Origin of the sequence: Xanthomonas sp. DAR 80977 (assembly GCF_041240605.1) — a bacterium.
Classification (GTDB): Bacteria; Pseudomonadota; Gammaproteobacteria; order Xanthomonadales; family Xanthomonadaceae; genus Xanthomonas_A; species Xanthomonas_A bundabergensis.
Map to the genome: position 1 here is coordinate 359,935 of NZ_CP162487.1, position 20,092 is coordinate 380,026.

General features: G+C 69.5%; 21 protein-coding genes. 3 read left to right on the top strand and 18 right to left on the bottom strand.

The features are described from left to right. The first annotated feature begins 106 nt into the window (after nt 1–106). Together AB3X10_RS01630 and AB3X10_RS01635 are read left to right on the top strand one after the other, a co-directional pair. Entirely contained in the window at nt 107–964 is an 858-nt protein-coding gene (locus AB3X10_RS01630; protein ID WP_369978483.1) for a class I SAM-dependent methyltransferase, read from the top strand. Between the two features lie 104 nt (nt 965–1,068). Continuing rightward, complete coding sequence (locus AB3X10_RS01635; protein ID WP_369978484.1) at nt 1,069–1,605, top strand: pseudouridine synthase; 537 nt, start codon at nt 1,069–1,071, stop codon at nt 1,603–1,605. A 204-nt stretch (nt 1,606–1,809) separates the two neighbouring features. Here the strand turns inward: AB3X10_RS01635 and AB3X10_RS01640 are convergent, their stop codons facing one another. Both AB3X10_RS01640 and hrpB read right to left on the bottom strand, forming a co-directional pair. Beyond that, nucleotides 1,810–2,211 carry a hypothetical protein gene (locus tag AB3X10_RS01640; RefSeq protein ID WP_369978486.1) on the bottom strand — a complete coding sequence of 134 codons (402 nt, stop codon included), beginning with the start codon at nt 2,209–2,211 and terminating at the stop codon, nt 1,810–1,812. Between the two features lie 116 nt (nt 2,212–2,327). Beyond that, complete coding sequence (gene hrpB, locus AB3X10_RS01645; protein ID WP_369978488.1) at nt 2,328–4,937, bottom strand: ATP-dependent helicase HrpB; 2,610 nt, start codon at nt 4,935–4,937, stop codon at nt 2,328–2,330. Nucleotides 4,938–5,047: 110 nt separating this feature from the next. Here hrpB and AB3X10_RS01650 point away from each other — a divergent pair, with 110 nt between their 5' ends. Further along, nucleotides 5,048–5,845 (top strand): TatD family hydrolase, encoded by a 798-nt coding sequence (locus AB3X10_RS01650; protein WP_369978490.1) that lies wholly within the window; start codon nt 5,048–5,050, stop codon nt 5,843–5,845. Nucleotides 5,846–6,062: 217 nt separating this feature from the next. Here the strand turns inward: AB3X10_RS01650 and AB3X10_RS01655 are convergent, their stop codons facing one another. From AB3X10_RS01655 to AB3X10_RS01730, 16 genes are all read right to left on the bottom strand, one after another. After that, nucleotides 6,063–6,575 carry a hypothetical protein gene (locus tag AB3X10_RS01655; protein ID WP_145706987.1) on the bottom strand — a complete coding sequence of 171 codons (513 nt, stop codon included), beginning with the start codon at nt 6,573–6,575 and terminating at the stop codon, nt 6,063–6,065. Between the two features lie 495 nt (nt 6,576–7,070). Next, nucleotides 7,071–8,015 carry a 2-dehydropantoate 2-reductase gene (gene panE, locus AB3X10_RS01660; RefSeq protein WP_369978492.1) on the bottom strand — a complete coding sequence of 315 codons (945 nt, stop codon included), beginning with the start codon at nt 8,013–8,015 and terminating at the stop codon, nt 7,071–7,073. A 31-nt stretch (nt 8,016–8,046) separates the two neighbouring features. Continuing rightward, nucleotides 8,047–8,700, bottom strand: coding sequence for a hypothetical protein (locus tag AB3X10_RS01665; protein WP_369978494.1), 654 nt, complete (start codon nt 8,698–8,700; stop codon nt 8,047–8,049). Further along, nucleotides 8,690–9,370: a TadE/TadG family type IV pilus assembly protein gene (locus tag AB3X10_RS01670; protein WP_228322437.1), complete on the bottom strand. Its 681-nt coding sequence runs from the start codon at nt 9,368–9,370 to the stop codon at nt 8,690–8,692. Before AB3X10_RS01670 ends, AB3X10_RS01665 begins: the two co-directional genes overlap by 11 nt. Continuing rightward, a complete protein-coding gene (locus AB3X10_RS01675; RefSeq protein WP_369978496.1) occupies nt 9,367–9,762 on the bottom strand; it encodes a DUF192 domain-containing protein in 396 nt (131 codons plus the stop codon). Before AB3X10_RS01675 ends, AB3X10_RS01670 begins: the two co-directional genes overlap by 4 nt. Next, the gene (locus AB3X10_RS01680) at nt 9,759–10,649 is read right to left on the bottom strand and encodes a type II secretion system F family protein (protein ID WP_179571058.1); all 891 of its coding nucleotides are present in this window, start codon (nt 10,647–10,649) and stop codon (nt 9,759–9,761) included. The genes AB3X10_RS01675 and AB3X10_RS01680 overlap by 4 nt, the downstream gene beginning before the upstream one ends. Beyond that, on the bottom strand, nt 10,646–11,497 hold the full coding sequence (locus AB3X10_RS01685) for a type II secretion system F family protein (protein ID WP_369978498.1): 852 nt from the start codon (nt 11,495–11,497) through the stop codon (nt 10,646–10,648). Before AB3X10_RS01685 ends, AB3X10_RS01680 begins: the two co-directional genes overlap by 4 nt. Continuing rightward, nucleotides 11,490–13,226, bottom strand: coding sequence for an ATPase, T2SS/T4P/T4SS family (locus AB3X10_RS01690; protein WP_369978500.1), 1,737 nt, complete (start codon nt 13,224–13,226; stop codon nt 11,490–11,492). Before AB3X10_RS01690 ends, AB3X10_RS01685 begins: the two co-directional genes overlap by 8 nt. Nucleotides 13,227–13,259: 33 nt before the next feature. Then, on the bottom strand, nt 13,260–14,717 hold the full coding sequence (locus AB3X10_RS01695; protein ID WP_369978502.1) for a type II and III secretion system protein family protein: 1,458 nt from the start codon (nt 14,715–14,717) through the stop codon (nt 13,260–13,262). 39 nt (nt 14,718–14,756) lie between these two features. Beyond that, a complete protein-coding gene (gene cpaB / locus AB3X10_RS01700; RefSeq protein ID WP_369978504.1) occupies nt 14,757–15,539 on the bottom strand; it encodes a Flp pilus assembly protein CpaB in 783 nt (260 codons plus the stop codon). Further along, nucleotides 15,536–15,721 carry a hypothetical protein gene (locus tag AB3X10_RS01705; protein ID WP_369978506.1) on the bottom strand — a complete coding sequence of 62 codons (186 nt, stop codon included), beginning with the start codon at nt 15,719–15,721 and terminating at the stop codon, nt 15,536–15,538. Before AB3X10_RS01705 ends, cpaB begins: the two co-directional genes overlap by 4 nt. An 11-nt stretch (nt 15,722–15,732) precedes the next feature. Further along, on the bottom strand, nt 15,733–16,404 hold the full coding sequence (locus AB3X10_RS01710) for a hypothetical protein (protein WP_369978508.1): 672 nt from the start codon (nt 16,402–16,404) through the stop codon (nt 15,733–15,735). After that, nucleotides 16,388–17,209 (bottom strand): hypothetical protein, encoded by an 822-nt coding sequence (locus AB3X10_RS01715; RefSeq protein ID WP_369978510.1) that lies wholly within the window; start codon nt 17,207–17,209, stop codon nt 16,388–16,390. The genes AB3X10_RS01710 and AB3X10_RS01715 overlap by 17 nt, the downstream gene beginning before the upstream one ends. A 13-nt stretch (nt 17,210–17,222) precedes the next feature. Next, on the bottom strand, nt 17,223–18,017 hold the full coding sequence (locus AB3X10_RS01720; RefSeq protein ID WP_369978512.1) for a hypothetical protein: 795 nt from the start codon (nt 18,015–18,017) through the stop codon (nt 17,223–17,225). Next, on the bottom strand, nt 18,014–19,516 hold the full coding sequence (locus tag AB3X10_RS01725) for a pilus assembly protein TadG-related protein (RefSeq protein ID WP_369978514.1): 1,503 nt from the start codon (nt 19,514–19,516) through the stop codon (nt 18,014–18,016). The genes AB3X10_RS01720 and AB3X10_RS01725 overlap by 4 nt, the downstream gene beginning before the upstream one ends. Before the next feature lie 157 nt (nt 19,517–19,673). After that, nucleotides 19,674–19,946 carry a pilus assembly protein gene (locus AB3X10_RS01730; protein WP_145706949.1) on the bottom strand — a complete coding sequence of 91 codons (273 nt, stop codon included), beginning with the start codon at nt 19,944–19,946 and terminating at the stop codon, nt 19,674–19,676. Nucleotides 19,947–20,092 lie beyond the last annotated feature (146 nt).

The following is a 20,092-nucleotide window of genomic DNA, read 5'->3' on the forward strand; positions in this document are numbered from 1 at the left end:
GTTCCGTTTGCGTGATTCGCGCTAACGCAAGCACAACATTCGGGCGCGCGGGCATGCGCGCATGCGTGCTAGGCTCGCGTCACATCGACGACAGCGGACGTACGCCATGACCCTTCGAACCACGCTTGCCTGCGCCTGTACCCTGGCCATCGCCGCGACGCTGGCGATCCCGACCGCGCAGGCGATCAAGCCCGCCGACAGCGCGACGTTGCCGGCACCGGATGCGGCGCTGCAGGCGGCCATCGACGGCAGCTGGCGCGACCGCGTCTACGTCGCGCGCGATGCCTATCGGCACCCGGGGCAGACCCTGGCGTTCTTCGGCATCGCGCCGACCCAGACGGTGATCGAGATCACCCCCGGCGGCGGCTGGTATTCGGAAATCCTGGCGCCGTACCTGCGCGAGCGCGGCCAGTACATCGCCGCGGTGGTCGATCCGGCGGCGGTGCCGGAAGGGCGCGGCCGCGAGTATCAGCAGAAGGCGCGCACGACGCTGGAACAGAAGTTCGCCGCCGCGCCGGCGCAGTACGACCACGCCAAGCTGGTGGCGTATTCGCCGACCGCGCCGGTGTTCGGTCCGGCCGGCTCGGCCGACCTGGTGCTGACCTTCCGCAACGTGCACAACTGGCGCGTGTCCGGCCAGGCCGAGGGCATGTTCAAGGGCTTCTACCAGGTGCTCAAGCCCGGTGGCGTGCTCGGCGTGGTCGAACACCGCGCCAAGGCCGACGTGCCGGCCGACGACAAGAGCGGTTACGTCGGCCAGGCGCAGGTGATCGCGATGGCCGAGGCGGCCGGCTTCACGCTGGCCGGCAAGAGCGAGGTCAACGCCAACCCGCGCGACACCAAGGACTACCCGGGCGGCGTGTGGACGCTGCCGCCGAGCAACGACCACGCTGCAGCCGACGACGCCAAGTACAAGGCGATCGGCGAGAGCGACCGGATGACGCTGAAGTTCGTCAAGCGCTGAGAGCGGCCGCCGCGGGCAGCGGGAACGGGAATCGGGCGTGGGAGAATGGCGCGCGCCGTCGATGCGCGGCCGATCCGAATCCCTTCTCCGCCATCCCCGTTTCCATGCTGATCGCGTTCAACAAGCCGTTCAATGTGCTGTGCCAGTTCACCGACCGCAGCGAACCGCCGCGGCGCACGCTGGCGGAGTTCGGCCTGCCCGCCGGCGTGTATGCGGCAGGCAGGCTGGACTACGACAGCGAAGGCCTGCTGCTGCTCACCGACGACGGCGCGCTGGCGCACCGCTACACCGATCCGCGGCACAAGCAACCGAAGACGTATTGGGTGCAGGTGGAGGGCGTGCCGCAGCCGGAGCAGTTGCAGCGCCTGCGCGATGGCGTGGTGTTGAACGACGGCCCGACCGCGCCGGCCCAGGCCAGCGTGCTGGAGACGGCGCCGGACCTGTGGCCGCGCGATCCGCCGGTGCGCTTCCGCAAGACGGTGCCCGATGCGTGGCTGCAGATCGTGTTGCGCGAAGGGCGCAACCGCCAGGTGCGGCGCATGACCGCGGCGGTCGGCCTGCCGACCTTGCGTTTGGTGCGCGCGGCGATCGGCGCGCACCGGCTGGAGGGGCTGGCGCCGGGCGCGTGGCGGGCGCTGTAGCGCCGGCCGCAGCGCTTCCGCAGGAGCGGCTTCAGCCGCGACGCTTTTTCCGAGCGATCTGTCGCGGCTGAAGCCGCTCCTACATGAGCAGAACGCGTGCATCGAAGACGGACGCAAAAAAAAGCGACCGGATGATGCGTCATCCGATCGCTGCTTTCGGTTTCGCCGCGATCGCCGCTGTCGCCGGCGACGATCGAGCCAGCCTTATTCCTCGGTGGCTTCCTGCGCGGCCGCGGCGCGGCGCGAGCTGCGTGCGGCCGAGCGGCGGGCGCCGGCATTGCCGCGCTTGCTGGCTTCGATGCGCTGCGAATCGCCTTCGATCGGCGCGTTCTTGTCGCGCTGGCGCTTGCGGTAGATCGCATAGCCGAGCAGGCCCGCACCCACCGCGGCGGCGGCGATGGCGAGGACCGGATTGCGCCGCACCACCGTGCGCGCGACCTTGGTCCCGGACTTCACCGCACCTAGCGCCGCGCCGGTCTTGAGCGCGCCCATCGCGGCACCGGAATGCAGCCACTTGTTGGCCTGCGGCCCGATGTGACGGAGGCTGTCGCCGGCATGGCTGGCGAGATCCAGTGCGCGGTCGGTGATGATGGTCAGCTTGCTCATGAGGGCGTCCCTACTGGCAGGAATAAGGACCGCAGTGTCCCCTGGACACCGTATAGACCGCGTTAGCGCGCCGGCGCGGAGTCGTCTGGCGGCTGAATGCGCAGCGGCCGCACCGCTCAGGTGCCGCGCGGTTTCGCGCGATGGCTGGCGGTGGCGGTCCACGGGTCGTCCGGCCACGGGTGCCGGGGATAGCGGCCCTTCATCTCCTTCTTCACTTCCGGATAGGTGCTGGACCAGAAGTTGCGCAGGTCCTGGGTCACCTGCAGCGGACGCCCGCCGGGCGAGAGCAGGTGCAGCACCAGCGCCACGCGGCCGTCGGCGATGCGCGGGGTGTCGGCCAGGCCGAACAGTTCCTGCAGTTTCACCGCCAGCACCGGCGGCAGCGGCTGGCCGTCGTGGTCGAGCGCGTAGTCGATGCGCCGCTCCATGCCCGACGGCACCGTGATCCGCGTCGGCGCATGGCGATCGAGCGCCTGCCGCCGGTCCCACGGCAGCAGCGACTTCAGCGCCTCGCCGAGTTCGTCCTCGCCCAGCGCATCGAGCCGGGTCTTGCCGGCGAAGGCGGGGCGCAGCCAGTGTTCCAGGCCGTCCAGCAATGCCGCATCGCCGAGATCGGGCAGGCCCAGTTCGGGCATCCATGCGCGCAGCCCGGCCGCGCGGGCGCGCCATTGCGTCAGCGTCTCGCTCCAGGGCAGCGCCGCCAGGCCGAGTTCGCGCACCGCTTCGGTCAGCGCCGCCGCCGCGTGCGCCGGATCGACGCGGCCGGCCGGGCGGCTGTCGAGCACGATGCGGTCGAAGCGGGTTTCGCGCAGTGCGCTCAGCGCGCGCCGTTCGGGGTCCCAGCGCACCACGTCCTGCTGCACGAAGCGCTGCGGGAAATCGGCGCGCAGCCGCGCCTCGTCCACCGGCGCGGCGCGCAGCAGCAGCGCATCCTTGGCCTCGTAGCGCAATTCGGTGGCGACCAGCCACGGCTCGCCGCGCAGGTCGCTGTGGTCGAACAGGCGCGCGCTGCGGCCGTTGGCCAGCAGGTAGCGCAGCGGGTCGGCGGGATGCCGGGTGGCGATGCGGTCGGGGAAGGCGTGGGCGAGCAGGTCGCCGAGTTCGTGCGCCTCCACGCTGTCCGGCGCCGCGGCGTCGCTGCGCAGGCGCCGCCGCCACTGTTTCGCCGCCGCGTCGATCGCGGCCAGGCCGCCGCGGTTGGCGTCGTGCGGGGCGCGTCCGCGGCGGAACGCGGCCAGCGCGCGCCAGCGCGCCGCCAGCGCATCGCCGCCCTGGCGCAGCGGGTCGCGCGCCTCGACCAGCGCGGCCAGGTCGCAGGCCAGCGCCTGCGCGCGCGCGTCCGGCGCGGCCAGCAGCATCGCCGCCAGCCGCGGATGGGTGCCCAGCGCCAGCATGCGCCGGCCGCTGGCGGTGATCGCATGGTTCTCGCTCAAGGCGCCCAGCCGCTGCAGCAGTTCGCGCGCGGCGGCCAGCGCCCCGGCCGGCGGCGGATCGACGAAGCGCAGCGCGTCGCTGCCCCAGGCCGCCAGCTCCAGCGCCAGCCCGGCCAGTTCCACCTGCAGGATTTCCGCGCGGCGCTGCGCCTCCAGCCGCTGCGATTGCGGCCACAGCCGGTAGGCCCAGCCCGAGGCGACGCGGCCGGCGCGGCCGGCGCGCTGGTCGGCCGAGGCCTGGGCGATGGCGGTCACGTCCAGCCGCGAGAAGCCGCTGTTGGGATCGTAGTGCGGCTCGCGCGCCAGCCCGGCATCGATCACCACGCGCACGCCGGGCAGGGTCACCGAGGATTCGGCCACGTTGGTCGCCAGCACCACGCGCCGGCGGCCGTGCGGATCGGGCTGCAACACCCTGGCCTGCTGCTCGACCGGCAGCTCGCCATGCAACGGCAACACATCGACCCCGCTCCCTTCTTCCCCCGGGAGAAGCTGGCGCGCAGCGCCGGATGAGGGGCCGGCCGAGGCGGTGCCCGATGAAACGGCGCCAGACGCCGCATCGGGCGAGCGGTCCGACACGACCGTGGACTGCTCCAACGCCGCCTGCACCCGCGCGATCTCGCGCTGCCCGGGCAGGAACACCAGCACGTCGCCGGGATGCTGCTGCAGCGCGTGCTCGACCGCGCGGCGGGCCTGCGCTTCCAGCGCCTCCTCGCGCCGCGCGGGGAAGTGCGCGATGTCCACCGGATAGCTGCGGCCAGCACTGGACAGCCGTGGCGCGTCCAGGAACTGGGCCAGGCGCTCGCCGTCCAGCGTCGCCGACATCACCACGATGCGCAGGTCCTCGCGCACCTGCGCCTGCACGTCCAGCGCCAGCGCCAGGCCCAGGTCGGCGGCCAGGTGGCGTTCGTGGAATTCGTCGAACAGCAGCGCGCCGACGCCGTCGAGCATCGGGTCGTCCTGCAGCATTCGGGTCAGGATGCCCTCGGTGACCACCTCGATGCGGGTGCGCGCGGAGACCTTGTTCTCGAAGCGGATGCGGTAGCCCACGGTCTCGCCCGGCGCCTCGCCGCGCTGGCGGGCCATGAAGGTGGCGGCGCTGCGCGCGGCGACCCGGCGCGGCTCCAGCATCACGATGCGGCGGCCGTGCAGCCACGGCGCGTCCAGCAGCGCCGGCGGCACCTGGGTGGTCTTGCCGGCGCCGGGCGGGGCTTCCAGCACCAGCCGCGGATGCGCGGCGAGGCTGTCGCGGATCTGCGGCAGCAGCGGGTCGATCGGAAAAACGGGAGAGGCCATCGGCCAAGGATACGGATCGGCCGCGCCGCTGTAGAGCGCGCGCATCTCGCGGGTAGCGCCGGCCCCGTACAATCTCCCGCTTTCCTGCCCGGCTTCCTCGGCATCTCCGCATGACTCTGATCGATATCGGCGCCAACCTCACCCACGACTCCTTCGATCGCGACCGCGACGCGGTGCTGCAGCGCGCGCGCGATGCCGGCGTGGCGCAACTGGTGGTCACCGGCGCCAGCCGCGAGCACTCGCCGCTGGCGTTGCAGCTGGCGCAACGGCATCCCGGCTTCCTCTACGCCACCGCCGGCGTGCATCCGCACCACGCGCTCGAGTACACCGCCGAATGCGACGCCGAACTGCGCGCGCTGCACGCGCATGCCGAGGTGGTGGCGGTGGGCGAGTGCGGGCTGGACTACTTCCGCGATCTGGCGCCGCGCCCGGCGCAGCACCGCGCGTTCGAGCGGCAGCTGCAGCTGGCGGCCGACACCGGCAAGCCGCTGTTCCTGCACCAGCGCGACGCGCATGCGGACTTCCTGGCGTTGATGCGCCAGTTCGACGGCAAGCTCGGCCCGGCGGTGGTGCATTGCTTCACCGGCACGCGCGAGGAACTGTTCGACTACCTGGACCGCGACTGGCACATCGGCATCACCGGCTGGCTGTGCGACGAACGCCGCGGCGCGCATCTGCGCGAGCTGGTCAGGAACATCCCCGCCGCGCGGTTGATGATCGAGACCGATGCGCCGTACCTGCTGCCGCGCACGCTCAAGCCGCTGCCGAAGGACCGGCGCAACGAGCCGGCATTCCTGGCGCATATCGTCGAGGAGCTGGCGCGCGACCGCGGCGAGGACATGGCGGCGACCGCGGCGGCGACCACCGCCACCGCGCGCGGGTTCTTCCGCTTGCCCGACGCCGCGTGAGCGCAGTCCGCCGCCCGGCTGCGGCTATCGCCGTTGTGCGTGGCGATGCGCCTCTGTCCTGCGAGGACCGAATTGATCGCGGTCGGTTGCGCTGGCGATGTCTTGTAGGAGCGGCTTCAGCCGCGACGGGCGTTACCGGTAACGCCCGTCGCGGCTGAAGCCGCTCCTACAGGGGCATGGCCTGCGTAGCGCCGGCTTTCCGTGACGCGGATCGGCGCTATTCGATCTGCGCGTCCTCGCGCTTGGCCTCGGCCATCGCTTCCGGTTCCAGTTCCTCGGCGCTGCGGTTGAGCTTGACGAACACGCCCCAGGCGATCAGCAGTAGCGCCGCGCACAGGCCGACCGCGGTGGCGTAGGGCAGCTTGGCCGGGTCGTCGTGCATCAGTTCGAACACCGAGACCAGCGTCTCGATCGCCAGCGCGATGACGATGACCACGAAGAACCGCGACAGGTAGCGGCGCACGCGCGTGGGGCCGCTGATCTTGACGTCGCGCTGCACTTCTTCCTCGAAGATGGTCTGGCCCAGTTCCAGCGTCACCAGCGCCACGGTGAGCAGGCCGATCGCCTCCAGCACCACGTTGAAGCGGTCGCGGATCACCAGGTCGCCGCCGGGGGTGAGGCCGTGCCACAGCTCCAGCACCGCCATCGCCACCAGGCCGGCGGCGCACAGCAGGAACAGCAGGATGATCAGGAAATGGCCGCCGCGGAATAGTTTTTCCATGAACTTCATCGCCGCTCGCCGTGGTCAGGTCGGCGAGCATAGGCGGGGCGGGCGTCAGCGGCGCGCGAAGAGGCGCGATGGACGGGGCACACCTGCCGCAGCCGAGGACTCCCAGGCACGCAATGCGTTCCGCGGTGCCCGGAGGCGGCTGCCGCCTGGCGGATTGCGCTGCCCGGTCAGGCTGATCAGGGGATTGCAGCGGCGGCGGATGGCCTCGGGCATCGGCTTCGGCGCGTCCTCGCGGCCCCGGTGACCGGAGTAAGTGCCTGTCGCGGTTGCAACCACTCCTGCACGCGCGATGGCAGGCCGGGCGGGGTGCGTTGTGGGAGGGACTTCAGTCCCGACGCGTGTCGGCCGGACAGCGCCATGGCGACGCGTGTCGCGGCCGGGCCCGCCCGCACCACACGCATGCCGGCGCATGGCGGTGCGCCGGAGGGCCTGCAGAGCGTAAGCCGCCCCGCTGCGAGGCGCGTCGCTGTGGCGGCGTCGCCCGCCGCCATGCCTTCAGCCTGGCGCCAACCCGGCCTGGTAAGCCTGCAGGTGGCAGTACGCGGCCAGCAGCCACGGTGCGGCATGGCCGGCGGCGCGGGCGCGGGCCAGCATGTCGCCGACGATGTGCTGCGCTTCCACCTGCTGCCCGGCTTCCAGGTCGCGCAGCATCGACGCCTTCATCGGCGAGCCGGGCTGGGTCAGCAACTGCAGCGCGTTGGCCTGCGCCGCTTCCGGCACCGGTTCGCCCGCGGCGGCGGCGACCGCCGTGCATTCGGCATACAGCCCGCGCAGCAGCGCCACGCCGTCGTCGCTGGCGACTATGCGGCCGGTCGGCGCGCGCATCAGGCAGGTGGCCGCGGCCAGCGCGGTCAGGAAGGTGTACTTGATCCACTGCTCCTGCGCGATCCGCGGCGCGGCCAGGTGGTCGATGCCGGCCTGCGCGCAGGCCGCGGCCAGATCGCGCACGCGCGCGCTGTCGGCGCCGCGCCCGTCGCGCTCGCCGAAGGTCAGCGAGGCCGGCTTGGCCAGGTGCTCGATGGCGCCGTCCGCGCCCAGCGTGGCGCTGATGAAGCACAGGCCGCCGAGCACGCGGTCGGCGCCGAAGCGCGCGTCCAGCACCGGATAGTGGCGCAGGCCGTTGAGGATCGGCAGCAGCGTGGTGCCGGGGCCCATCGCCGGCGCCAGCGCGTCCAGCGCGCTGTCCAGGTCGTAGGCCTTGCAGCTGAGGATCGCCAGGTCGAACGGGCGCGCCGCGGCCGCGGCGGGCAGCGTGTCGGCGGTCAGGGTGGCCACCGCGATGTCGGCATCGCCGCGCGGGCTGCGGATGCGCAGCCCGTCGCGCTGCAAGCGTTCGGCCCGCGCCGGGCGGACCAGGAAGGTGACGTCGGCGCCGGCCTGGGCCAGGCGTCCGCCGAAGTAGCCGCCGGTCGCGCCGGCGCCGAGGATCAGGATGCGCATGCGCCGATGGTAGCAGCGGCGCCGGCTGGGTTCAGCGCCGCGGCGCGGGCGTGCCCGGCGTGCGCAAGCCTTCCGGCGGCTCGAAGGCGTCTGCAGGCACGGGTTCGTAGCTGACCGTGTCCACGCGCAGGCTGCGTTCGTCGCGTCGGTTCCCGATGCGGCCGCGGTAGCCGAGCAACAGGCCGTTGCCGTCCAGCCACAGCGTGCCGGTGGTGGTCCCGTCGGGTCCTTGCGTGGCGGATTGGTAGCGCCAGCCCGCGGCGAGGCGGCCGGCGATGAACTCCCCGGGCGCCGGCGCGCAACGCCCGCCGATCCGTGCGCAGGGGTCCTTGGGGTCGTACCAGTAAGGCCCGCTGGCGTCGGCGACCGGAAGCCGGTAGTCGCCGGAGCGGCTGATCAGCCAGGCGCGGCCGCGGGTGCCGGGGGCGACCAGGTAGGCGTCGGGCGCGTGCGCGCCGACGAAGTCGATGCGGATCGCTTCGCCACGCAGGCGCACCTCCACCTGGACCGAGTCGCCGGCCTGCTTCGGACCCAGCGGACCGAAGCCGTACGCGCGTCCCTGCAGCCTGGCCTGCGGCGGCGGTGGCCCTTCTGCCGCCGCGTCCGTCGCTTGGGACCGCGACGGGGCACTGACGAGGCACAGCGTGCCGGCCAGCAACGCCGCGGCCAGCCGTTCAGCGCGCAAGGTTGCCGCTGTCGTAGATGGGCGACTGCATGCGCACCACCGCGTAGGACTCGATCGGCATGCGGCGATGGCCGCTGATCGGCTCCTCGATCAACATCGAGACCGGCCGATAGCTTTCGCCGCCGCTGACCAGATCCGACAGGCCGACGATGACGCGGTCGACGAACGGCACGATCAGCGGCATCTGGTAGGTGACCTTGATCTTCAGGATGTTGGCGTCCTGCACGTTGACCTGGCTGCCGCCGATGTTGGCGTTGCGGAACGCCAGGCTGTCGTTGGGCAGCGCGTAACGGCCATCGTACTGGCGTTCGCGGAATTCGTTGAAGGCCGCGCGCGTCGGCGAGATCACTTCGATCTTGGAGAAGATCAGCACCTCGGTCAGCTTGATCTTCTGCTTGGTGAGCAGTGCGTTGGCGGTGTCCGGCGACTGCACGAACAGCGGCGTCAGGCCGCCGGCGAGCGCGTCCTGCATGTCGCCCCGCTTCACCCCGCTCACCGCGCCGGCGCGCGCCGCCTGGAACGTGGCGTAGTCCAGCACGGTCTTGGCGCGATAGATCAGGATGAACTGGAAGATCACCAGCACCAGGAACAGGAAGGTGGGCACCACCACGCAGAACTCGACCAGGGACTGGCCGCGTTGCCGGCGCGGCACGTGACGCAATGCGTTCATGGACGTTCTCCTGCAAGCGCGGTCGGTCGGGATGCGGCGGAAGCTTCGGCCGGCCACCAGGCCAGGCGCTCGCCGCGCGTCGGTTGCAGCGCCTGCAGGCTGCCTGCCGCCAGTTCCAGCGTGGCGTGCGCGCGCAGGCAGGCGGCGCCGCGCCAGGGCCTGATGCGCTCGCGCCACTCCAGCACATGGCCGTCGCGGTCGAAGAACAGCAGGTCCAGCGGGTAGCCCATGGCGAAGGTGTGCACGCTGTTGCAGGGCTCGATCAACAGGCCCTGGCCGGACTGCAGCGGCGCGCGCCCGAGCAGGCCGCGCAGGCGCAGCCACCAGGTGTCGGCGCGCCACACGCTGTGCAGCAGCACCTCGCCATCGCGGCGCAGCGTGCCGCACCTCACAGGATCCCCTGCTGCTTCATCTGCAGATAGATGAAATAGGCCAGCACCACGAAGATCAGCGGGAAGAAGAACAGCACCAGCGGCAGCATCATCTTCACCGGGGCTTCCAGGGCCAGTTTCTCGGCGCGCAGGAAGCGTTCCTCGCGGCGCTGCATGGCCTGCGAGCGCAGCGTTTCGCTGAGGCTGGCGCCGACCCGGTCGGCCTGGATCAGCGCGCTGGTGAAGTTGGAGATCTGCGAGATGTCCATGCGGTCGGCCATGCGCCGCAGCGCCTCGGCGCGCGGCAGGCCGGCGCGCAGGTCGCGCAGCATCCGCGAGAACTCCTGCGACAGCGGTCCGGGCGGGCCTTTCTGCACCGATTGTTCGATGGCCCCGGTGATGTTCAGGCCGGCCTCCACCGCCATGGTGATGAAGTCCAGGAACGTCGGCAGGTCGCGCACGACGTGCTTGCTGCGCTGCTTGCGCCGTTCGCCCAGCCACAGCGTCGGATACATCCAGCCCAGCGGGATGCCGAACAGCAGGCACATCGACAGCGCGCCCATGCTGAACTTGCCCAGCAGCATCACGATGACGGCGAACACCACGCTGACCGCGCAGGCGGCGACGATGCGCGTGCCGTACAGCTCCTCCGGCGTCAGCACGAAGTCCTGCCCGGCCGACTGCAGGCTGCGATGCGCGCGTTCCAGTTGCGCGGACTTGAGCCGCGGGCCGACCAGGTGCGTGGCCGCGGTGACCAGCGGCCACAGCAGGCGCAATGCCGAGGGCAGCGGATCCTGGTAGTTGCGATCGTCCTGCGGCACCGCCTGCAGCAGCCCGCGCAGCGCGAACATCACCAGGCCAACGGCGGCCAGCGCCAGCAGCGCGACCAGGGCGAGCATCCAGTTCATATGTCGATCGTCATGATCTTGCGGCACATGCGGTAGCCCAGGTACTCGAGCACGCACATCAGCGCGATGACGCACCAGCCGAGCAGGGTATGGAACATCGGGTTCATCGTTTCCGGGTAGAACAGCACCAGGAAGCCGACCAGGCCGGCCGGCAGCATCGCCATCACGATGCCCTGCAGCTTGCCCTGCGCGGTCAGCGCCTTGACCTTGCCTTCCATGATCAGCTTGCGGCGCAGGGTCTCGGCCAGGGTCGACAGGCTCTCCGCCAGGTTGCCGCCGACCTCGCGCGAGATGCCGACCGCGGCGACGAACAACTTGACGTCGGCGATCGGAACGCGCTTGGCGAAGTTGTCCAGCGCCTCGTCGGTGCGCACGCCCATGTGCTGCTCGCGCAGGATCAGCGCCAGTTCCTGCGCCAGCGGCGGTTGCCCGTCATGGGCCAGCGCTTCCAGCGCCGGATTGAAGCCGACGCCGGCGCGCAGGCTGCCGGACATCATCAGCAGGCTGTCGGGCAGCTGTTGCTGGATCTGGTCCAGCCGCCGCTGCTTCAGCCACAGGTAGATCTTGCGCGGCGCCACCGCCAGCACGATCACCGCGACCACCGGCAGCAGCAGGTTGCCGCTGATCAGCCACAGCAGCAGCGGGATCAGCGCCAGCACCACGCCGTTGGCCACGAACAGCATCTGCGGGTCGACGAACAGGAACATGTCGGCCAGGTTCAGCCGCGCCGTATCCACGAAGCGCTCGTGGTAGCGCTGCATGAAATTCGCGCTGGCCCGCACCAGCAACAGTCCGGAGACGGTGACGCAGCTGAACGCGAGCAGGGCGACCAGCCAGATGTTATCCATTGCCCTGGCCGCCGTTGCGGAAGATCGACAGGTCCACCGGCACGCCGCGTTCGGCCAGTTCCTCGTAGAACTCGGGCACCGCGCCGGTGGCGATGAAGTCGCCGGTGACCTTGCCGTCGCGGCCGGCGCTGGACCTGGCCTTGAACAGGAACACGTCCTGCAGCTGGATGGTGCCGCTTTCCACGCCGGTGATCTCGGTGATGTGGCTGACCTTGCGCGAGCCGCAGGGGAAGCGCTTCTGGTGCACGATCAAGTCCACCGCCGAGGAGATCTGTTCGCGCACCACGGTCATCGGCAGTTCCATGCCGGCCATCATCACCATCACTTCCAGGCGCGACAGCGCCTCGCGCGGATTGTTGGCGTGCGCGGTGGTCAGCGAACCCTCGTGGCCGGTATTCATCGCCTGCAGCATGTCCAGCGCTTCGCCGCCGCGGCACTCGCCGACCACGATGCGGTCCGGGCGCATGCGCAACGCGTTGCGGACCAGGTCGCGGATCGAGATGTGGCCCTTGCCTTCCATGTTCGGCGGGCGCGCCTCCAGCGCGACCAGGTTCGGCTGCACCAGCTTCAGTTCGGCCGCGTCCTCGATGGTGACGATGCGGTCGGTGTCGGGGATGAAGTTGGACAGGATGTTGAGCAGCGTGGTCTTGCCCGAGCCGGTGCCGCCGGTGACCACGATGTTGCGCCGCTCGCGCACCGCCATGATCAGGAATTCCAGCATCGGCGCATTGAGCGAGCCGAAGTCGATCAGGTCCTTGCCCTCCAGCTTGCGCTTGGAGAACTTGCGGATGCTGATGCTGGGGCCGCGCAGCGCGATCGGCGGAATGATCGCGTTGACGCGCGAGCCGTCCTTCAGGCGCGCATCGACCATCGGCGAACTCTCGTCGATGCGCCGCCCGAGCGGGGTGACGATGCGTTCGATCGCCGACAGCACCGCGCGGTCGCTGGTGAAGCACACCGGCGACTGCTCGATGCGGCCGGCGCGCTCGATGAAGATCTGGTCGTAGGCGTTGACCATGATCTCGGTCACCGTGTTGTCCTCGATCAGGTCCTCCAGCGGCCCCAGGCCGATCGCCTCGTCCAGCACTTCCTTGGCCAGGCGGCGGCGGTTGATGGTCTTGGGCAGGTCGGCGAACTCGCGTTCGAGCACGTCGTCGATCAGCGCGATGGTGGCGGCGCGCAACGCATCGTCGCCCATGCTGCGCACGTCCAGGCGGCGCAGGTCCATCTGCTTGACCAGCGAGGCGTGCACCTTGGCGCGATAGACCGCGATGTCCGGCGGCAGGTCCTGCGGACGCGCCAGTTGCCGCTGCTCCTGCACCTCGGCCATCGGCTGGTTGGCCGCGGCCGTCGCCGGGTCGGCGAGCGCCGCCGCAGGCGCGGCGGCCGGCGCATTGAACGTGGCCGGGTCGTGGCGCGGCGCCGTGGTCTCCGGCTCGTCGCCGACCACCTGCAGGCGGTAGTCGCCGATCTGCACCAGATCGCGGCTGCTCAGCGGCCCGCGGCTGCCGGACACCTTTTCGCCGTTGACCAGCACCGACGCGCGCCCGCCGAAGGCCTCGATGAAGATGCCGTCGTCCTCGCGCTTCAGCGCCGCATGCTGCTGGGCGATGCTCCAGCCCTGCAGCACCACCAGATTGCCGTCGCCGCGGCCGATGCCGCATTCGCGGTGCAGGCAGCGGACATGGCGTTGGTCGCGGTTCGGCGTATCGATGAGGATGTTGAACATGGTTCTGTCTACGGAGAGCGAGGGGGGGAAGAACTACTGCACGTATTCCTTGCTGCGCTTGGGCATCGCTTCCTGGCCGCGTTCCTGGATGCGCCGCCCGTGCTCCAGGCCATCGAGGTTTTCCTGCGAATCGGGGGTGATGATGCGCGGGGTCACGAACATCACCAGTTCGGTGCGGTTGCCGCGGAAGCCGTCGGAGCGGAACAGCTTGCCCAGGATCGGGATCTCGCCCAGCAACGGGAATTTCTTCGCGTCCTGCTGCGCGCTGGAATCTATCAGCCCGGAGATCACGATGGTCTCGCCGGCGCGCACGTTCAATTCGGACTCGGTGCGGCGCGTGGTGAAGCCGGGCACGCCCTGCACGCTGACGGTCGGGTCGATGCGGCTCACCTCGGCCAGCAGGCGCGTGGAGATTTCCTGGTTGCCGTTGACCAGCGGCTCGATGTCGAGCTTGATGCCGTATTCCTTGAAGTCCACGGTGACCTGGCCGAAGCCCTGCGGGATCGGGATCGGCACTTCGCCGCCGACCAGGAACTTGGCCTGGCCGCCGCTGCGCGCGCTCAGTTGCGGCGACGCCAGCAGGAACGCCTTGCCCTTGTTCATCAGCAGGTTGATCGCCGAGCCGATCTGGGTGGCGATGCCGAAGAAGGCCTGGGTGCCGGGCACGCGATTGGGCAGGACGACGCCGGCGGCCGGGCTGCCTTGCGGATTGATCCGGTAGTAGTCGTTGGTGGTGAAGTCCTTCAGCAGCCCGCCGACCGGCCCCTGGATCACGTTGTCCCACTGGATGCCCAGCTCTTCCAGCGCGTTGCTGTCGAACTCCATGATCTTCACGTCCATCAGCACCATCGGGCGCATGCCGACCGGGTCGGCGGAGGTGAAGTCGAGCAGGGTCGGATACAGCTTCTGCAGCGCCTCGATGCGCTTGGCCACGCCGGGATTGATGTCCTGGCCGGTGATCACCACGCGGTCGGCCACCGCATGCACGCCCAGGTTGGGGACGTCGGCGAGCAGCGTGCGCACCGTCTCCACCGTCGCCGGCGCGTTGCCTTCCATCACCTCCACCGGCACGTCGATCTGGCGTCCGTCCTGCAGCCACAGGTGCACGCTGGTGGCACCCGGCTTCTGGCCGATGATGACCAGTTCGCGCTTGCCGATGTTGGTCACCTGGACCAGTTCGCCGTTACCGACCGCCACGCGCTTGAGCGCCTGCGGCAGGCTGTGCACGGCGGCCTGGCCGGCATAGATGCGCGCGCGCTCGGGCAACGGCGTGACCACGGCCGAGCCCGCGGCGCGGCGATAGGCCGGATCCGGCACCGGCGCGGGAAAGCCGCTGCCGCCCATCGGCACCGGTGCCTGGTTGCCGCTGGTGGGCGGCGCCGCGGGCCTGGATTCGGGCGCGACGGTGACCGGCACAGGCACCAATCCGGTCTGCTGCTGGGTCTGCGCCTGTGCGTTGCCGCCGATGGTCATGGTCGCGGCTGCGAGCATGGGAAGGAAGGAAACACTCCATGTAGTCCTGCGCATGCGTCAGCCTTTGCCTCCGATGATGAATTCGACGCCACTGCCGCCGCCGCCCGCCTTGGCGGTGCCGAGCAGTTCCTTTTGGGTCAGGCCGTTGAGGCCGAACGGATTGCGGTCTTCGACCTGGCGCAACATGACCCGCATCGCCCCGGCCTTGGCGGCCACGGTCAGGCGTTCGGCCTGCTGCGGGTTCAGTTCCAGGGTGATGTTGGAGAAGCCTTGCTGGTCTTCCTGCACCGGCGTGTCGCCGACGCGGTTGCCGGTGGCCAGCACGTTGATGTTCTCCAGCAGCGGGATGACCCGCGACCCCGCGTTTTCCTGCTCCACGGTCAACAGGATGTCGACATGGTCGCCGGGCGCGATCATCCCCGAGATCGAGTTGGTTTCGTCCACCGGCAGCGTGTAGCCGACGTTGCCCGGCTTGATCACCCGCGAGAACTGGTCGTACAGCGGGACCAGGGCGCTGGCCCCCAGCGGCGCGCCCTGGCGCACCGGCGCGCGCAGGATGCGCCCGCTGTACTCGTCCACGTTCTCCGGCGTCACCGCATCGGCCGGCTGCAGATCGGCGGGCACTTCGCGCACCGCCAGGTCCGAGGTGGTGACGACCGTGCCCGGCTCCATGTCCGACTTCGGCACCGCCACCGCCACCGTCTCGCCGACCTTGGCGGTGCGCGCGGCGACGGCGCCCTGCACGTAGCGCACCGCGACGAAGGCGGCCAGCGCGCCCAGCCCCAGCGCGACCACGATGAACAGCAGGTTGCGGTTCGGCTTGAATCCGGCCCCTTTCATAGCCACCCCAGCGACAGCGCATAGGTGAAGCTGGAATAGGCCTTGCGCAACGCATCGACCAGTTCCAGGACGATATTGGGCTGGGCCACCAGCACGGTCACCGCCAGCAGCGTGACGATGCTGTACTCGATCAGCGCGGCGCCGCGTTGGTGCCGGACGGACGACAGGGAAACAGGGCTCAAGGCGTTGATCCTCATTGCTGGAGCTGGTTGACCACGATGGAAGTTCCCTTCTCGCGGCGGTTGAAAGTGAGGGTCATCTGCTGCTTGCCCTTGCTGTAGCTGCTCACGCAGCTGTTGGAGATCATCGAGCAGGCGGTGGCCGAGGACTGCTGGCTCCAGCCTTCGGCCGGCAGCCGATTGCGGTAGAACGCCTCGCCCTGATAGGGCGACAGCGGGCTTTCCAGCGCCAGCGTGCGCCCGGGGTTGTCCAGGTACTCGATATCGTTGACGACCGTGGTGCCCGACGGCTTCAGGAAATCCGCGCCGGGCGCCTTGCGCGGTTTCTCCTTGAGCAGGCGCACGATGCCGACCTGGGCCTCGCTGCCGGCGCCGGCGCCGGTGATCTCGATGGTGACGTAGTGCTCGCCCTCGGCATGGCCGACGATGGTCTTGTTGCCGACCTCGTTGACCACCACCTGGCCCGGCCACTGCTTCCAGTAGAACGCCACCAGCTGCTGCGGCGTCTGGTTCGCGGTGTAGCGCGAGGAGCGCATGTGCAGGCCGTTGTAGATCATGTGCTTGGACACCCACTCGCCTTTGGCGCCCTCGGGTTCGGGCACCTCGGGCCAGTCGGCGGCATGCGCGAGCGCCGGCGCCAGCACGGCCAGCGCCAGGCACAGCAGACGGTCAGCGCGGCCTGGCATACGGTTCCAGCTTGTCCACGGGCACCACATCCGGGGCGACGTAGCCCGGATCGAACCGGCTGATGGTGCCGACGATGGGAATGATGCTCAGGCCGTCGAACATCTTGCCGGCCTCACTCAGGTGCGAGGTGGGGACCAGGGTCCGCACCTGGCCGATGACCGAGCGCCTGGTCGGATTCTTGGCAGTGCCCGGGCCGGCCGCGTTCCACGGATCGGTCAGCAGGGTATTGCTGCCCTGCATGCGCAGGCCGAGTTGGTCGAAGGGTTCCAGGAACGCCGCCGAGCCGCCGTTGGCCAGTTTCAGGTCCTGCACGCTGACGCTGAGGCTGGCGGTGACCAGGCCCTTGTCGTTGGGCGGGAAATTGCCCGGAATCTTGCTGATCAGATTGCCGATGCGGTCGAGAATGCCGGAGGAACGCTCGTTCTTGTAGGCATCGACGCGGATGTCGCCGCGCTCGACCAGGGCCTGGTTGGAGAACGTGTTGAGCAGCGGGTTGTCGACCTGGTCGCGCGCGTTGCCGGTGCTGGCGCGGCTGACGATCTGCGCGTCGGCCTTGCCGAAATGGCGATCCACGGTCAGGTCGCGCATGCGGGCGCTGGCCGGCAGCGTGTAGTCCTTCGCCACGGTCGCTTCCCACGCTGCGGCGCGCGCCGCCTGCTGCGTGGCCTGGCGCAGGTGGATGTACTTGCCCATGATCGGAATCAGCAGGAACAGCGGCACCAGCACGGCGCACAGCACCGCCGCCTCGGTGAGGCTCTGGCCGTCCTGGCGTCCGCGCAGCCGCGGTTGTCGACGCTGGCGCATGCTCGCGTTCCTCCTAGTTGAGTTTCCCGCGCGCGCGCGGGGCTTCGAGCGCGGCCCGATCGAACGGTTTGCCGACGCTGATGACCTGGGTGGTGACCGTGTAATCGGGGTCGCGGCCGGGCGTCTGCGCGAGCACGATGAAGCCGCGGTTCGGGCGATATTCGTTCAAGGGTTCCGGGGTGAACCCCCACTTGGCGCCGGCCGACCACACGCACTGGCGCAGGCCCGACGGCTTGACCCACTCGTTGCAGGGCTGGCCGGCGACGCTGCGCTGGGTCGGCCCGCTGAAGCCGGACAGCGCGACCGTGTCGCTCTTCTCCGCGGGCATGCGCGCCAGCGCATCGTCCGGCGCCGCGTCGTCGGTCTGCTCGCCGGTGGCCAGGTCGACCTGCTGGTAGCGCGAGGACGTGGTGGTTTCCTGGTTGCCGGTGGTCTGCAGCCGGAACAGGCAGGTGCCGCCCGGGCCGTCGTTGGCCACTTCCCAGCTGGTCTGGCGCACCACTTCGGTGTCGCGGTCGAACCACAGCTCGTAGCGGGTGGTGCCGAGCAGGGCGATGTCCTCGTCGCGCAGCGGACGGCTCTGCAGGCCGCCGGCCTGGCAGTCGCGGATCGCATCGAGGTAGTTCTGGCGCGCCTCGTTGACGCCGTTGCGGGTCAGCTCCACGGTCTGCCTGACGTGGATCGGCGGCATCGAGCCGCGGGTGTCTTCCGCGTCGCCGGTGCCTTCCGCGGTCGCGCTGCAGCCGCACAGCAGCACCAGCGCCGCGGGCAGCGACGCACGGCGGAAACGTGTCGCGGCACGGCTCATATTCCGCCCACTCCCGCGACCAGCACCTTGATGCTGTTGGGCGTATCCACCAGGCGCGCCTGCCAGTACGGGCTGAACAGGTTGCCGGATTCCACCTTGTTGTCGCCGCGGCGGAACAGCGCATAGTTCGGCGGCCGGTTGAAATAGACCTGCGCCGAGGACAGCGCCGACAGCTTGTTGTTCTGCGCCTTGTCTTCGGTCGCCATCGACGAGCCGGCCGGTCCGCCGATGCCGTCGATCGCGGAGCTGGTGCGCGCATTGCGCATGTCGGTCTCGGCATAGACGGTGAACACCGGCCCGGCGTTGTCGTCGAAGATCTCGCTGCCGCTGCTGGCGTACGGCCGCATCGCCTTGTTCTTCTTGACGTCGTGGTAGTCGCGCAGGCCGTTGTAGCCGGTGAAGAACGCCTTCTTGTGCTGGCCGCCGTCCATCGCCACGTTGGCGTCGCCGTCGACCAGGCGCGTCACGAAGCCGTTCTTGCGCAGGCTGTCGCCATAGGGACGGTAGCGGCGCCGGTCCCAGTCCGAATACCAGCCCTGACCGTTGCCGAAGCCGCGCAGGAAGCGCTGGTTCTTGTACCGGTCCACTGCCTGCGCGCCGCCCCAGCCGAGCGGGATGTCGATGTCCGGCAGCGGCCACGGCAGGTTGATGTCCAGCGCCATCGTATCCAGCGCCGCCCAGCGGTTGTAGTCGACCATGTCGGTGCCGCCGGTGCTCTCGAAGCGGATCAGCCCGAGCCCGAAGCGGTCGCCGCGATCCTTGCCGAAGCCGTCGCGCGACTGCATCACCACGTTGCGGAAGCGGTCCGCGCCGGCGCGCTGCGCCGCGCTGCCGCCACCGGTGGTGCGCGGGATGCGGTGGGTATCGAGAAACTTGTTTTCCGAGGTCAGCAACTGCTCGCCGAGCACGCCCAGCCCGACAGCGCCTATCCTGGCGTTCTTCGAGTTTCGTTCCACGACCTCCTTCGCGACCAGCATCCCGTCCACGCGCGACACCCCTTCGATCACGGCAGTGGCCGCGGTCGCGAAGATGCCGTTGAGTTCGTCGAGGGCGGTCACCATGGCTTGCGCGACCGGGTTGTATGCCTTGCGTGCGGCTTTCAATATCTTTTCCGCCGCCTTGAATGCGACACCGATGGCCTTGAAGATCGGCCCGACATAGGGAATGGCCGACAGCACATCCATCGTGGTGCGAATGATGATCGTGGTCCCGTGCAACTGGTTCATCCACGAATACAGGCTGATCGCCTGCGCGATCGCCACTTCGTTGGCGACGCGGCCGCGATTCATGTATGCGGCGAAATTGAGCGCGCGCGCTTGTTGCACCGCGACGCTATAGGCGGCGGCATCGGCGGCGTTGGTGAGTTCGACTTTCTTGTTGACCGCCTGGCCGCTGTCGAACAGCACGATCGCGCCGACGCACAGCACCAGGATCAGCACCAGGCCAAGCACCATGGCTTGCCCGGCCATGCCGCGCTTGCCGTCGAAACGGGGCGGCACGCGCGATTTCGCGATTGCGAACGCTGCACGCATCTGCAATTCCTTTGCCGAATGCACTCCCTACAGCGTCGTCATCGGCACGTCGGAAGTTAATTGGAACGTACCCGGGCAGCGTCTGCCGCCCGGGCACCCATGACCTTTACGCCAACAAGTGCGATTACTTGTTGTTGTACGCGTCCATACCCTTGGTCTTGTCGGCCTCGGTCTGGGCGCTGTTGGACTGGTTCTTGGCCCGGTTGATCGACTGCGTGGCGCTCTGTCCCGACAGTTCCTTGGACATGCCCGCGACCTGGCTGCGCACGGTGCCGCCGAAGAAGGTGACGGCGGCGATGGCCGCGATCGCGATCAGGGCGGTGATGATGATGTATTCGGTCATGCCCTGGCCGAGCTGCTTGCGGCCGAAACGGATATGCCTGCGCTGGTTCTTCATTTGATTCCTCTCCTTGGCTCTGGCGCCCACTGCACCGGCAGCACACTTACGTCCGCGCGGTTGCGTGTAGGCGTGTGGGTTGCATAAGTGAAAACACTCACAGATATGAAACTGATCCTTGGCCCACGCTTGACATGCATTGGCAA